Below are 14,496 nucleotides of genomic sequence, written 5' to 3' on the forward strand. Positions count from 1 at the left end.
CCATAGAAATAACGCCGCTAATCAGAAAATGAAATCCACTTTTCAGGAAAATCAAAAACACCATTTCATTTTAAATTCAGATAAGTTCTTTGCTGTGCAATTAACTTTTTTAATTTATGCTTTCAGGCAATTACGTACGCTATTCTGGGTGGATAAAATGGATAATGCTGTCGATCGTCACGTTTTTTATATTTCTGATGGGACGGCGATTACCGCCGAGGTGCTGGGACACGCGGTGATGTCGCAGTTTCCCGTGTCGATAAACAGCATCACGCTGCCGTTCGTGGAAAACGAGAGCCGGGCCAAAGCGGTCAAGGACCAGATCGACGCCATTTACCAGCAGACCGGTGTTCGTCCGCTGGTGTTCTATTCCATTGTGATCCCTGAGATCCGCAACATCATTCTGCAAAGCGAGGGCTTCTGTCAGGATATCGTGCAGGCGCTGGTTGCACCCTTGCAAAGCGAGCTGAAGCTCGACCCGACGCCGATCGCTCACCGTACCCACGGGCTGAACCCCGGCAACCTGACCAAATACGATGCGCGTATTGCCGCCATTGACTACACTCTGGCGCACGACGACGGGATCTCGCTGCGCAATCTGGACCAGGCGCAGGTCATTTTGCTTGGCGTGTCGCGCTGCGGTAAAACCCCCACCAGCCTTTACCTGGCAATGCAGTTTGGCATTCGCGCCGCCAACTACCCCTTTATTGCCGATGATATGGACAACCTGGTGCTGCCTGCCGCGCTCAAGCCGCTTCAGCATAAGCTGTTTGGGCTGACCATCAACCCGGAACGACTGGCGGCGATCCGCGAAGAACGTCGCGAGAACAGCCGCTACGCCTCAATGCGCCAGTGCCGAATGGAAGTCTCCGAAGTCGAAGCGCTGTACCGGAAAAATCAGATCCCCTGGCTGAACAGTACCAACTATTCAGTAGAAGAAATTGCCACCAAGATCCTCGATATCATGGGACTGAATCGCCGCATGTACTAATATGCTAGTACATTAATCCAGTTTCAGTTATTATCATGCCATCCTCGGGGCGACGTGCCCCGAACTTGAAATCAGCAGGGATTGGTTTAAGGTGATGCCCATCACTTCCCGGTAGTCTGCCGATGAAGCAAAAAATTTCTGAGACATTCCATGAACAAAACCGACGAACTGCGCACCGCGCGCATTGATAGCCTGGTCACCCCGGCTGAACTGGCCCGGCTGCACCCCGTTTCCGACGAGGTGGCGGACCATGTGACGGCCTCCCGTCGCCGCATCGAAAAAATTCTCAATGGTGAAGACAAACGTCTTCTGGTAGTAATTGGCCCCTGCTCCATCCACGACCTGGACGCGGCGATGGATTATGCACAACGCCTTCAGACGCTGCGCGGCACGTATCAGGATCGCCTGGAGATCGTGATGCGTACCTACTTTGAAAAACCGCGTACCGTCGTGGGCTGGAAAGGATTGATATCCGATCCCGATCTGAACGGTAGTTACCGGGTGAATCACGGCATTGCGCTGGCGCGTAAGCTGCTGCTACAGGTTAACGAGCTGGGCGTGCCGACCGCTACCGAATTTCTGGATATGGTGACCGGACAGTTTATTGCCGACCTCATTAGCTGGGGCGCGATTGGCGCGCGTACCACCGAAAGCCAGATCCACCGTGAAATGGCGTCGGCGCTCTCTTGCCCGGTGGGCTTCAAAAACGGAACGGACGGCAATACCCGCATCGCCGTTGATGCCATCCGCGCGTCACGCGCCAGCCATATGTTCCTCTCCCCGGATAAAAACGGCCAGATGACCATCTACCAGACCAGCGGCAACCCGTTCGGACATATCATTATGCGTGGCGGTAAAAAACCGAATTACCATGCAGAAGATATTGCCGCCGCCTGCGAAACGCTGGCGGAATTTGACCTGCCGGAGCATCTGGTGGTGGATTTCAGCCACGGCAACTGCCAGAAACAGCACCGCCGCCAGCTGGACGTCTGCGATGAAGTCTGCCAGCAGATCCGCAGCGGCTCGACCGCCATTGCAGGAATTATGGCGGAGAGCTTTATCAAAGAAGGCACGCAGAAGATCGTCGCCGGACAGCAAATGGTGTACGGCCAGTCGATTACCGACCCGTGCCTGAGCTGGGAAGACAGCGAACGGCTGCTGGAGAAGCTGGCTTCAGCCGTGGACACGCGCTTTTAAAATCCTGCCGGGTGACGCTGCGCTTACCCGGCCTACGGTACGTGCCCTTCTCCCTCTCCCCATGGGCTGAGGGTTCCCCACAAATTAATGCGAGCACTGAGCAATCCCCTCGCCCCTCCGGGGAGAGGGTTAGGGTGAGGGGAACATACGGCGGTGGTGGTCATTCCGTTCACTTTATGTTCCTTGCTACTCTGTAACGACATGACCGGTGAACGTGCCAGGGTGGCTCAGTCGCCACCACCCTGGCGACCCGGGCTCCCGGCGGTAAATCGCCGCTTCGCGGTGCCCTCGGCTTATTCCTTCCGGCTTATCGGGTACGGGCGGAGGCAACGTCCCTGTAAAGCCGCCCTCTCGGCGCATCCCTGCGCCTCGCCCCGGCCTGCAGGAAACGCCTCAGCGATTTACAGCCGGACCAGGGCATCGCTGACAGCCCTCAGTCATTTAGAAAGCAACTTTATTGCTTCTGCATAAAAAAATTACTGGGGATCCCTCAGCCCCATGGGAGAGGGTCGGGGTGAGGGCATCAGACCGCACCTCTCCCCCAAATTTGATCCCGTCACACAATTTTCATAAAAACGCTTGCCGTGAATTTGCAGTTTATTGATAATGATTATCATTGTTACATTGATTTTTATTTATAAACATTATGTCACCGACCGATAACAGCGCGGCAACGCCAGTAAAAACACACACAGCGCCGTCCCCTGCTCCCACCGATCGCCGAATCGACAGCAAAAGCCTGTTGGGTGAGGAGGGACGGGTCATTATCGAGCATGACGGCCAGCACTACCTGCTGCGCCAGACCAATGCCGGAAAACTGATCCTGACTAAATAATCCAGACAACACATTCGCCAGCCACCCAGGTGATCCCCAGGCAGCCAGCGCTTTTCAATTCTTATGGAGAGTTGCTATGCCACACCTGCAATCCGCGTCTTTACGCCCGTCTCTTCTGGCGCTGGCGATTGTCAGCACCCTGCCGGGCGTTGCGTTTGCCGCCGCAGACGATATCACCGTTACCGCCACCGGCAATGCCCGCAGCGCCTTTGAAGCCCCCATGATGGTGAGCGTGATTGACGCCACCGCCCCGGAAAACCAGACCGCCAGCTCCGCCGCCGACCTGCTGCGCAAGGTGCCTGGCCTGATGCTGGACGGCACCGGTCGCACCAACGGCCAGGACGTTAACCTGCGCGGTTACGACCGACGTGGCGTGCTGGTGCTGGTGGATGGCGTACGCCAGGGCACCGATACCGGACACCTGAACAGCACGTTCCTCGATCCGGCGCTGATCAAACGTATCGAAGTGGTACGTGGCCCTTCCGCCTTGCTGTACGGCAGCGGCGCGCTGGGCGGCGTTATTTCGTATGATACCGTCGACGCCAGCGATCTGCTGGACGCAGGTAAAAATAGCGGCTATCGCGTATTTGCTACCGGTGCAACGGGCGATCACAGCATCGGGATGGGCGCCAGCGCCTATGGCCGCACCGATACCCTGGACGGTGTGGTCTCCTGGTCCAGCCGCGATCGCGGCGACATTCGCCAGAGTGACGGCGCGAGGGCGCCAAACGACGAATCCATCAACAATATGCTGGCGAAAGGCAGCTGGAAAATTGATCCGGCTCAGACGCTGAGCGGCTCCCTGCGCTACTACAACAACGACGCGCAGGAGCCGAAAAACCCGCAGACCACGGATGCCAGCAGCAGTAACCCGATGACCGATCGTTCCACCATTCAGCGCGATGCCCAGCTTGGCTACCGCATTGCGCCAGCCGGAAACGACTGGCTGAACGCCGATGCGAAAATTTACTGGTCCGAAGCGCGGATCAACGCCCAGAACATCGACGCCAGCGGCGAGTTCCGTAAGCAGACCACCAAAGGCGGCAAAGTGGAAAACCGCACCCGCCTGTTTAGCGACTCCTTCGCCTCGCACCTGCTGACCTACGGCGGGGAATACTACCGTCAGGATCAACACCCTGGCGGCGCGACCACCGGCTTCCCGGACGCTAAAATCGACTTCAGCTCCGGCTGGTTGCAGGATGAGATCACCCTGCGCGACCTGCCGGTAACGCTTCTCGGCGGGACGCGTTACGACAACTACCGCGGCAGCAGCGACGGTTACGACGACGTGGATGCGGATAAATGGTCATCACGCGCCGGGTTAACCGTGAGTCCAACCGACTGGCTGATGCTGTTCGGCTCTTACGCCCAGGCCTTCCGCGCGCCAACGATGGGCGAGATGTATAACGACTCAAAGCACTTCTCTATCGGCAGCTTCTACACTAACTACTGGGTGCCGAACCCGAACCTGCGTCCGGAGACCAACGAAACCCAGGAGTTCGGTTTTGGGCTGCGTTTTGACGATCTGCTACTCGCCAACGACGCGCTGGAGTTCAAAGCCAGCTACTTCGACACCAAAGCAAAAGATTACATCTCTACCACCGTCGATTTTGCGGCGGCCACCACCATGTCCTATAACGTACCAAATGCCAAAATCTGGGGCTGGGACATGATGGCAACCTACGCCACCAGCCTGTTCAACCTCGACGTGGCCTATAACCGCACGCGCGGGAAAGATACCGACACGGGTGAATATATCTCCAGCATCAACCCGGACACCGTCACCAGCAAGCTGGATATCCCGGTGGCGCAAAGCGGCTTCTCCGTGGGCTGGATCGGCACCTTCGTCGAACGTTCAACGCACATCAGCAGCAGCTACAGCGAGCAGCCTGGCTACGCAGTAAATGATTTCTACGTCAGTTATAAAGGCCAGCAGCAGTTCAAAGGCATCACCACCACCCTCGTGCTGGGGAACGCCTTCGACAAAGCCTACTGGTCACCGCAGGGCATCCCGCAGGATGGCCGCAACGGCAAGATATTCGTCAGTTATCAATGGTAATTCCCTTCGGGGCAACGATTCAGAAGGATAAGATTATGGGTCACTACACACGCTGGCTTGAGCTTAAAGAAGAACATCCGGGTAAGTACGCCCGTGATATCGCCGGATTAATGCACATCAGCGAAGCAGAGCTGGCATTTGCGCGCGTTGGACACGACGCCTGGCGGCTGCGCGGTGAAATCCGCGAGATTCTGGCAGCGCTGGAGTCCGTGGGGGAAACCAAATGCATCTGCCGTAACGAATACGCCGTTCACGAACAGGTTGGAGCGTTTACTCACCAGCACCTCGGCGGTCATGCCGGGCTGGTGCTGAATCCGCGCGCGCTGGATCTGCGTTTGTTCCTCAACCAGTGGGCGAGCGCGTTTCACATTAGCGAAACGACCTCCCGCGGCGAACGTCAGAGCATTCAGTTCTTCGATCATCAGGGCGACGCTTTACTGAAGGTCTACACCACGGATCACACCGACGTTGCCGCCTGGGGCGACGTCCTGACCCGTTTTATCATTGCCGATAACCCCGCTCTGGCGCTGAAGGCTGTCGAAGCCCCCGCGCATTCCGACGGTGCAGATGCAGGCTCGGTGGAGAAAGAGTGGCGCGCCATGACCGACGTGCATCAATTCTTTAGCTTATTGAAGCGCCATAACCTGAGCCGCCAGCAGGCGTTTCGTCTGGTGAGTGACGATCTGGCCTGTAAGGTGGATAACAGCGCGCTTGCACAACTGCTGGAGACGGCGCAACAGGACGGAAACGAAATCATGATCTTCGTCGGCAACCGCGGTTGCGTGCAGATCTTCACCGGTGTGGTGGAAAAACTGACGCCCATGAAGGGCTGGCTGAACATCTTCAACCCAACCTTTACCCTGCATCTGCTGGAGGAGACTATCGCGGAGACGTGGGTTACGCGTAAGCCCACGGCAGACGGACACGTTACCAGCCTGGAGCTGTTTGCTGCGGATGGAACTCAGATCGCCCAGCTCTACGGGCAGCGTACCGAAGGCGAGCCGGAGCAGAGCCAGTGGCGCCGCCAGATTGACGCTCTGACGCCAGAAGGGCTGGCCGCATGAAAAACTGGTTTGCCCTGCTCTGCGCCCTGCCGCTGGTCGCCGTCGCCGCGCCGGAGAGAATTGTCGCCCTCGGCGGCGACGTGACGGAGATCGTCTACGCCCTCGGCGCGGAGTCTTCTCTGGTTGCGCGCGACAGTACCAGCCAGTGGCCGCAGGCGACAAAGGCGCTGCCTGACGTGGGGTATCTCCGCCAGCTGAATGCGGAGGGAATTCTGTCTGTACGCCCGACGTTGGTGCTGGCAAGCGACCAGGCGCAACCCTCTCTGGCGCTGAAACAGGTTGAACAGAGCCACGTCCGGGTGGTTACCGTTCCCGGCACGCCTGACCTGCGCACGATTGACGAAAAAGTGCGGGTGATAGCTCAGGCGACGCATCATGAGGTGCAAGGGGAAACCCTGCGCAACTCGCTGCGTCAGGCGCTGGCGGCTCTGCCCTCAACACCGCTCAACAAGCGGGTGCTGTTTATCCTCAGCCACGGCGGAATGACCGCAATGGCGGCCGGGCAACAGACCGGCGCGGATGCGGCAATACGCGCCGCCGGGTTGCAGAACGCCATGCAGGGCTTTACCCGCTATCAGCCGCTCTCCCAGGAGGGGGTAATGGCCAGCCAGCCGGATCTGGTGGTGATTTCGCAGGACGGCCTTAACGCGCTGGGCGGCGAACAAAATCTGTGGAAACTGCCCGGCCTGGCGCAAACGCCAGCGGGGCGAAGCAAGCAGGTGCTGGCTATTGATGACATGGCCCTGCTGGGCTTCAGCGTCCGCACGCCGAAAGCCATACAACAACTGCGTGCCAGAGCGGAGCAACTGCCCTGATGTCCCGGCGCATCACGTTATCGTTATGGCTTCTGGCGGGGTTGCTTACCGTCATGACGTTCATGGCTACCGGTTTTGGGGCGTTACGCCTGCCAGTGAACGTGCTGTGGAGCGGCAGCGATGAGACGCTACGCCAGATCTGGCTCACCATCCGTCTGCCCCGCGTGCTGCTGGCGCTGGTGATTGGCGGGTCGCTGGCGCTCGCCGGCTGCGTCATGCAGGGGCTGTTCCGCAATCCGCTGGCCGACCCGGGCCTGCTCGGGATCAGCAGCGGTGCGGCGCTGGCCGTCGCCCTGTGGGTGGTGCTCCCGCTCTCGCTGCCCGCGCTGGTGATGCTTTATGCCCCGATGCTGGCGGCATTTTTTGGGGCGCTGGCAGCCACAGGCGTGATCTTCCTGCTCAGCAAGCAGCGTGACACCTCTCTGTCACGTCTGTTGCTGGTGGGTATCGCCATCAATGCCCTGTGCGGTGCGGCAGTGGGTGTGCTTTCGTGGGTCAGCAATGACGCCCAGTTGCGTCAGCTTTCACTCTGGGGAATGGGAAGTCTCGGTCAGGCGCAGTGGTCAACGCTGCTCGCCGTGATCTCGCTGATGGTGCCTGCCGCTCTGGCGATCTGGCGTTGTGCCAGCGCGTTAAATTTACTGCAACTGGGTGAAGAGGAAGCGCATTATCTCGGCGTGGACGTTGCCCTTGTACAGCGAATATTACTGTTATGCAGCGCTCTGCTGGTCGCTGCGGCTGTCGCCGTCAGCGGCGTGATTGGCTTTGTCGGACTCGTGGTGCCGCACCTGATGCGCATGTGGCTGGGCGCCGATCACCGGGCAACCCTCCCCGGCACGGTTCTCGCGGGCGCTTTTCTGCTGCTGGTGGCGGATACGGTAGCCCGCACTCTGGTCGCCCCGGCAGAAATGCCGGTCGGGTTGCTCACCAGCATCCTTGGCGCCCCCTGGTTCTTATGGCTCATTTTTCGTCGTGGAGAACAGCATGGCTGAACGTTATACGGCTGAAAATCTGACTTTTACCCGGTCTGGCCGCACGCTGACAGATAACGTTTCGCTGTCACTGTCGCAGGGAGAGCTGGTTACATTGATCGGTCCCAACGGCGCGGGGAAATCCACGCTGCTGCGACTGCTGACCGGCTACCTGAAACCCGACAGCGGCGGCTGTTCGCTGGCGGGGAAAGCGCTGGATGAATGGCACCCGGAGACGCTGTCCCGCTATCGGGCAGTGATGCGTCAGCATACTCAGCCTGGATTTGACTGGCTGGTGGAGGAGATCGTTGGAATGGGGCGTGCGCCCTGGTCGCGTCAACCTGAACCGTCGATTGTGCGTGAGGTGATGCAGCTGACCGGTTGCCTGCCGCTGGCTGGCAGACGTTATCATTCCCTCTCGGGCGGCGAGCAGCAGCGCGTTCAGCTCGCCCGCGCGCTGGCGCAGCTGTGGCGTGAGGGAACGCCGCGCGGCTGGCTGTTTCTCGACGAACCCACTTCAGCGCTGGATCTCTACCACCAGCAGCATCTGCTGCGCCTGTTGAAATCGCTGACCCGGCTGGGTCATCTTCACGCCTGCGTGGTGCTGCACGATCTTAATCTCGCCGCGTTATGGTCGGACCGGATCCTGCTGTTACACAACGGCAGGATTGTTTCTCAGGGCATACCGGAGACGGTATTGCAGGCCGACGCGCTGGCGCGCTGGTACGGTGCGCAGGTGCACGTCGGCAGACATCCGGCGCACGCCGCGCCGCAGGTTTTTCTCGCCCCTTAGCTTGAGCAGCTCACTTCCAGTCGCTTGCCCCAGTCCGGCGGGCGGCTGACATAGTCATCCTCCCGGTCAGCAAACGGCGTGCGCAGGGCGATATGCAGCCGATGCAGCTCGGCATAATCCCCCTGCTCTGCCTGCTCAATAGCCCGCTGCGCCAGCCAGTTGCGCAACACCATCGCCGGGTTAACCGCCTTCATCCGCGCCTGGCGGGTATCGTCATCAATCTGTTCCTGCTGTAAACGCGCCCGGTAAGTGGCAAACCAGTCATCAAACGCCTGTCGATCGATGAACTCGTCACGCAGCGGTGAAGCGGCGCTCTGTTGCGCAGTCTGGCTTAGCATACGGAAGGTTCGGGTATAGTCGCTGCCTTCACGCGCCATGATGGCAAACAGCCCATTCAGTAGCGCGTTATCGCCTTTTTCCTGCGTCATCAGCCCCAGCTTGTTGCGCATTAACACACCATATTCCCGCAGCAAAACCTCCTGATAGGTATCGAGCGCATCGTTCAGGGCATCGACGTCGATAAACGGCGACAGGCTTTGCGCAAGCCGCTGAAGGTTCCACAGCCCCACCGCAGGCTGGTTGTCGAAACGGTAACGCCCCTGATAGTCCGAATGGTTACAGATGTAACCCGGTTGATAGTCATCAAGGAAGCCGTACGGACCGTAGTCAAACGTCAGCCCTAACAGGGACATGTTGTCGGTATTCATCACCCCGTGGGCAAAGCCGACGGCCTGCCAGCGGGCAATCATTGAGGCGGTGCGCGCGACAATATCACGGAACCAGAGAACATAGCGGTCCGGTTCGTTTTGCAGGTGCGGCCAGTGACGTCGAAGGGCGTAATCGGCAAGCTGGCGGACTTTATCCGGCTCGCGGCGATAGTAGAAGTGTTCAAAATGGCCAAAACGCAGATGGCTTTCCGCCACGCGGATCAGCATCGCCCCCTGCTCTATCGTCTCACGGGCCACCGGCGTGTCGCTGGTGACAATGGACAGCGCGCGTGAGGTGGGGATCCCCAGGGCATGCATCGCCTCGGAAGCCAGACTTTCACGAATGGTTGAACGCAGCACCGCGCGGCCATCCCCCATGCGTGAGTACGGTGTTAACCCTGCCCCTTTCAGGTGCCAGTCGAGCGTTTCGCCATTCGGCAGAACCTGTTCACCCAGCAGGATGCCGCGACCATCGCCGAGCTGTCCCGCCCAGACGCCAAACTGATGTCCGCTGTAGACCTGAGCCAGAGGCTTCATGCCCGGAAGCAGCGTTTCGCCGCCCCAGACACCGGCGCCCTTTTCTGACTGAAAAAGTGTCGAAGGGATGCCAAGCGAATCCGCTAATGCATCGTTATGCCAGATAAGACGCGCGTTCTGTAAAGGCGTGGGCTTAAGCGCGGTGTAAAAGCCGGGTAATTCATCGTGCCAGTGAGCAGTAAAAGACAGGGTCATAAGTCCTCCTGCTTTAAGTGTAGAGGGTTTCCCTTGACGTAAACACGGGCGAAGAAAGGGGTTATTGCTGAACGAGGGTCGTTACGCGTTCTGCCGGGACGGCAGGCCACAGGGTTCCCTGCATTGCGCCAAAATTGAAGGGCAGCACGCGTTGTAAGATGCCGTGATCGTCAATTCCCGAGACCATGACCGACTGACAATGCGGCGCGATCTGCCAGAGAATGGCGCGCATAAATGGCTCGAAAGAGAGCGCCGAGACGCGCTGATGAATAAAGTTTTTATCCAGAATCACCCGTTTGAACAGACCATCATAAACCGGTTTAAGGGATGCAGCCCCTGCACCAAAGTTAGCCAGCACTAAGGGGAAATGGATCGCCATTCTTGCAAGCATCAGATCGTCTTTCCCGTTATTTAAACCTGGATAGTTCTCATTAACAGTAAACTCAAGAAACGGATAACGATCAAGGATTGAAACAGCGTTCTCATTAGTTAATAAAAACTCAACAATTGCAGGTGTAATATTGATCCATGCAATTAACTGATGCTGAATAAAAAATAGCTTACAGGTATCCAGTAATTGCAGTTTTTCCTGAAACAGCACTAATTCATCTTCCTGAGAAAGATGAGGGATAACCAGTTCAGTCGGGATTCGTACGTCCGTACCCACGCCAGTAAAGTTAACCAAAATCTCTAAACCTTTAAGCAAACCTGCACTATCACGCGCCGGAAGGAGTAAAAGTTCAGACTGGTAAGCATTATCTAGCGTAATAATCATCGCCCTTGTCCTGCATTAAAGATGAGAGAGAACATCCTGGAGCAATTGCAGGCACAATTCCACTGTCTTGATTTTAATAAGATTAATTTCATTCTTTCAGTATTAATTTTCAGATTTTTCCCTGAATCTAAAATAATCTTATCCTGGTTATTGAATAATAGCCAGTTTTAGATAAAACAGGCACATGCTGACAAAAATAAGTGGGCAAAAATTTTACTTTAATCCACCCGCAAGAAAAGCCTGACGGCTATTTTCACCGCCAGGCCTTCCGCGCTGCATCTTTATGCAGCGGTTAAATACGCCTGGCCTGCCAGAAATTTTTACGCCAGTAAACATTATCGAGAGAGGAGCGCATCACGCCGCGGCTGGTCGAGGCATGAATGAACTGATTATCGGTGTCATAAATGCCGACATGAAGGCCGCTTTCACCGGAACCTGTTTTAAAAAAGACCAGATCGCCGGGCAGGAGCTCGTCTTTATCAATTTCAGTGCCGATTTTCGCCTGCATACGCGTTTCACGCGGAAGCTGTAGGTCAAATTTATCGCGGAAAGTCATTAGCACAAATCCCGAGCAATCCACCCCGCCCCGGCTCATCCCGCCGTAGCGATAAGGGGTGCCGCGCCAGTTGCTGAGCTGATCGTTCAGGCTGGCAATGACCGTAATGGAGTCAGAAAGCCGTGGGTTAGGCGGAGGTGCACGATGGCTGCTGCATCCTGCAAGAAATAGCGCCGCAACAAGGAGAAACCAGAATCGCATTTCAGACGAATCCTCTGCTTTTTTTGTTCTTTCGGTAATTTAGCGTGCATCTATGCGGCTGTGCAAGAAAGGTTACTCCTGCGTCGTGGAAATGAGCATCTTGTGGCCTTCAATATCCAGCCTCCGGAACGACATGTGGTAAGCACTCGCAAGATTGGAGGCCGTCAGCACGCTGTCGCGCGTTCCGCTGGCAATCAGTTTGCCACGCGCCAGCAACCACACCCGATGCGCGTGGCGCAACGTATGGTTTAAATCATGGCTGCTCATCACAATGGCGATGCCCTTGCGACACAGCGCGCTGAGCAGAGTATCCAGCGCTGCCTGCTGGGCAACGTCCAGTCCGCTCATCGGCTCGTCCAGCAGCAGCAACCGCCCGTGAGGATTTCCCACCGGATGAACCTGAAGGATGACGGCGGCCAGACGCACGCGCTGCCATTCGCCACCGGAAAGCTGGCTGGCCTGTCGGGTGAGCTTATCGTCTAACCCGAGCGCCGTAGCAACGTCATGGAGCAATGCTACCTGATTTTTATCAGGCAGGTGCAGCGTCAGGTAGTGCCAGACGGGCATTGCAAAGGGCGGAACCTGCTGCTGAACCAGATAGCTTCGACGGGAGGCGAGTGTAGAGGGTAGCCAGTTGACGAGCGATTGCCCGAGAAAGGTAATCTCCCCTTCCCCGCGGGTCAGCCCCGCCATGCGCGCCAGCAGCGTGCTTTTTCCGGCGCCGTTAGGCCCAACCAGGTGAAGGATTTCACCTGCGTTGACTGCGGCGGTAACAGGCTCAAGACGTCCCTTCCCGGCAACGCCTGTGAGCTGCATCAGCAGCGTCATTATTTCGCTAGCGCCAGCTTGATTGATTCCATCACGATAGGATCTTCAGGCGTCATGTCAGGCGAGAAACGCTGCACGACCAGACCGTCACGGCCAATCAGGAATTTTTCGAAGTTCCACAGAATATCGTCCGGATAGAGCGGCGCGCGACCTTTGCTCGCCATACGCTCATAGAAACCACTCTCTTCAGGCGCAACGGCGGTCGGCGCCGCGGCCACCAGTTTGGCATACAGCGGATGACGATTTTCCCCGTTCACATCAATTTTGCTGAACATCGGGAACGTCACACCATAGGTTGTGCTGCAAAAGGTCTTAATCTCCTCTTCGCTGCCCGGCTCCTGGCCCAGGAACTGGTTGCACGGGAAGCCGAGTACGGTAAAGCCGTCTTTTTCCCAGGCTTTATGAATGTTTTCCAGCTGTTCATACTGCGGCGTAAGGCCACATTTCGATGCCACGTTCACGATGAGCAGTACCTTGCCCTTGTAGCCTTCCAGCGTGGTTTTCTCGCCGTCAATGGTAGTCACTTCGGTATTCAGAATATCAGACTGCATAGCATTCCCTCAGGTTGACTTACAGGTTGTGTTTTAACGTCCAGCTTTTAATAGTAGCCAGATAAAGACCGGTGCGCCCAGCGTTGCGGTCACCACGCCTATCGGCAACTCAGCGGCCGTCAGCGCAAGCCGGGCGATGATATCGGCAATCAGCAGCGTTGCCGCCCCGGCAACCGCCGAGGCCGGAAGCAGGGTTCGGTGGTCCGTAATACCGCACAGGCGCAGCATATGCGGGATCACCAGCCCAATAAAGCCAATCGCCCCCGCCAGCGCCACGCTTACGCCCACCATCCAGCCGATAGCGATAACCAGCACGTTGCGCCAGAAGCCAATCGGCATCCCAAGCTGGCGAGCAGACGTTTCGCCCAGCGCGAGAATATTAAGCGGCTGCGCCTGGAACGCCGTCCACAGGATGACCGGGATCAGGAGCACCATCAGCCACCCCTGACGCCAGTCAACGCCACCAAATCCCCCCATCATCCAGTACATTAACTGGCGCAGATCGAAAGAGGTGGAGAAGTAGACGGCCCATGTCATCAGCGCGCTACAGATGATCCCCAACGCTACCCCGGCAAGCAGCAGCCGGCTGGTGGATAAATGGCGACGAGCAAAGCGCAGAAGGATAAGGGTTATCAACAGCGCGCCAAGGATAGCGCTGAGGCTAATCCCACAGGCGGAGAGCTCGCCTCCCCCCAGCATCACGGCGGCGATAAGCCCGACGCCTGCGCCATTCGACACCCCGAGAAGTCCGGGTTCCGCCAGAGGGTTTTCAAATAATGCCTGCATGATCGTGCCGCACAGCGCCAGCGCAGCGCCGACTAAAAGCACAGCCAGCGTCCGTGGCAGGCGGATCTGCCAGACAAAGAGCTGTCCCTCAGGCGTAAACCAGCTTTCCGGTCCCAGCCACCGGTCGCCCGCACACAGGCTGACGGTGGTGGCGACAATCATCAGCACCCCGAGCAGACACAGGCGGCGGAGATCGGAGCGGTGCTGAAGACGGGCAAGATCAAGCATAGACGATAGGTTATCCGGTTGAGATATCATTGATTTTACGGCGGGTTTAGCAAATAGCGCAAAGAAAAAAGGCCGCGTGAGCGGCCTTTTTAGTTAGTTCATATTACTCTGCTTTGGGCGTTGCGTTTTCGACACGGCTTTTTAACTTCTGTCCGGGTCTGAAGGTCACCACGCGGCGGGCTGTAATGGGAATATCTTCCCCCGTCTTCGGGTTACGGCCCGGACGTTGGTTTTTGTCTCGCAAATCAAAATTGCCAAAGCCGGAGAGTTTAACCTGCTCACCATTTTCCAGAGCACGACGGATCTCTTCGAAAAACAGCTCTACCAGCTCTTTGGCATCCCGTTTGCTAAGCCCAAGCTTATCAAACAGATATTCTGACATTTCAGCTTTTGTAAGCGCCATAGGT

General features: G+C 57.3%; 15 protein-coding genes. 8 read left to right on the forward strand and 7 right to left on the reverse strand.

Translation table 11 applies throughout. From position 1 onward, the window contains the following. Nucleotides 1-157 precede the first annotated feature (157 nt). The 8 genes from ppsR (at nucleotide 158) to C3451_RS01985 (ending at nucleotide 8,725) form a co-directional block, all read left to right on the forward strand. Nucleotides 158-991, forward strand: a complete 834-nt coding sequence (ppsR, locus tag C3451_RS01950; protein WP_017384644.1) for a posphoenolpyruvate synthetase regulatory kinase/phosphorylase PpsR — start codon at nucleotides 158-160, stop codon at nucleotides 989-991. 150 nt (nucleotides 992-1,141) lie between these two features. Next, nucleotides 1,142-2,188: a 3-deoxy-7-phosphoheptulonate synthase AroH gene (gene aroH, locus C3451_RS01955; RefSeq protein ID WP_022647851.1), complete on the forward strand. Its 1,047-nt coding sequence runs from the start codon at nucleotides 1,142-1,144 to the stop codon at nucleotides 2,186-2,188. Between the two features lie 646 nt (nucleotides 2,189-2,834). Then, a complete protein-coding gene (gene hemP, locus C3451_RS01960; RefSeq protein WP_022647850.1) occupies nucleotides 2,835-3,023 on the forward strand; it encodes a hemin uptake protein HemP in 189 nt (62 codons plus the stop codon). 76 nt (nucleotides 3,024-3,099) lie between these two features. Continuing rightward, nucleotides 3,100-5,082 (forward strand): TonB-dependent hemoglobin/transferrin/lactoferrin family receptor, encoded by a 1,983-nt coding sequence (locus tag C3451_RS01965; protein WP_045621454.1) that lies wholly within the window; start codon nucleotides 3,100-3,102, stop codon nucleotides 5,080-5,082. A 35-nt stretch (nucleotides 5,083-5,117) separates the two neighbouring features. Next, nucleotides 5,118-6,146, forward strand: coding sequence for a hematinate-forming heme oxygenase ChuS (chuS, locus tag C3451_RS01970; protein ID WP_032624871.1), 1,029 nt, complete (start codon nucleotides 5,118-5,120; stop codon nucleotides 6,144-6,146). Next, nucleotides 6,143-6,961: a hemin ABC transporter substrate-binding protein gene (locus tag C3451_RS01975; protein WP_045621453.1), complete on the forward strand. Its 819-nt coding sequence runs from the start codon at nucleotides 6,143-6,145 to the stop codon at nucleotides 6,959-6,961. The genes chuS and C3451_RS01975 overlap by 4 nt, the downstream gene beginning before the upstream one ends. Further along, nucleotides 6,961-7,953 carry an iron ABC transporter permease gene (locus tag C3451_RS01980; RefSeq protein ID WP_023299913.1) on the forward strand — a complete coding sequence of 331 codons (993 nt, stop codon included), beginning with the start codon at nucleotides 6,961-6,963 and terminating at the stop codon, nucleotides 7,951-7,953. Before C3451_RS01975 ends, C3451_RS01980 begins: the two co-directional genes overlap by 1 nt. Next, the gene (locus tag C3451_RS01985; protein WP_045621450.1) at nucleotides 7,946-8,725 is read left to right on the forward strand and encodes a heme ABC transporter ATP-binding protein; all 780 of its coding nucleotides are present in this window, start codon (nucleotides 7,946-7,948) and stop codon (nucleotides 8,723-8,725) included. Before C3451_RS01980 ends, C3451_RS01985 begins: the two co-directional genes overlap by 8 nt. Here C3451_RS01985 and selO read toward each other — a convergent pair. The 7 genes from selO to ihfA all read right to left on the reverse strand — a co-directional run bounded on the left by selO (nucleotide 8,722) and on the right by ihfA (nucleotide 14,492). After that, a complete protein-coding gene (gene selO / locus C3451_RS01990) occupies nucleotides 8,722-10,164 on the reverse strand; it encodes a protein adenylyltransferase SelO (RefSeq protein ID WP_045621448.1) in 1,443 nt (480 codons plus the stop codon). The genes C3451_RS01985 and selO overlap by 4 nt on opposite strands. Nucleotides 10,165-10,225: 61 nt before the next feature. Further along, nucleotides 10,226-10,939 carry an EAL domain-containing protein gene (locus C3451_RS01995; protein WP_045621446.1) on the reverse strand — a complete coding sequence of 238 codons (714 nt, stop codon included), beginning with the start codon at nucleotides 10,937-10,939 and terminating at the stop codon, nucleotides 10,226-10,228. 292 nt (nucleotides 10,940-11,231) lie between these two features. Continuing rightward, nucleotides 11,232-11,696 (reverse strand): NlpC/P60 family protein, encoded by a 465-nt coding sequence (locus tag C3451_RS02000; protein WP_015570730.1) that lies wholly within the window; start codon nucleotides 11,694-11,696, stop codon nucleotides 11,232-11,234. Between the two features lie 72 nt (nucleotides 11,697-11,768). Further along, the gene (gene btuD, locus C3451_RS02005) at nucleotides 11,769-12,524 is read right to left on the reverse strand and encodes a vitamin B12 ABC transporter ATP-binding protein BtuD (RefSeq protein ID WP_045621443.1); all 756 of its coding nucleotides are present in this window, start codon (nucleotides 12,522-12,524) and stop codon (nucleotides 11,769-11,771) included. Beyond that, a complete protein-coding gene (locus C3451_RS02010) occupies nucleotides 12,524-13,075 on the reverse strand; it encodes a glutathione peroxidase (protein WP_045621441.1) in 552 nt (183 codons plus the stop codon). The genes btuD and C3451_RS02010 overlap by 1 nt, the downstream gene beginning before the upstream one ends. 33 nt (nucleotides 13,076-13,108) lie before the next feature. After that, nucleotides 13,109-14,089, reverse strand: a complete 981-nt coding sequence (btuC, locus tag C3451_RS02015; protein WP_124304206.1) for a vitamin B12 ABC transporter permease BtuC — start codon at nucleotides 14,087-14,089, stop codon at nucleotides 13,109-13,111. 103 nt (nucleotides 14,090-14,192) lie between these two features. Then, nucleotides 14,193-14,492 (reverse strand): integration host factor subunit alpha, encoded by a 300-nt coding sequence (gene ihfA, locus C3451_RS02020; RefSeq protein WP_003857805.1) that lies wholly within the window; start codon nucleotides 14,490-14,492, stop codon nucleotides 14,193-14,195. Between the last annotated feature and the right edge of the window lie 4 nt (nucleotides 14,493-14,496).

It is taken from the genome of Enterobacter sp. 301B (genome assembly GCF_003850715.1).
Taxonomy (GTDB): domain Bacteria; phylum Pseudomonadota; class Gammaproteobacteria; order Enterobacterales; family Enterobacteriaceae; genus Enterobacter; species Enterobacter intestinihominis.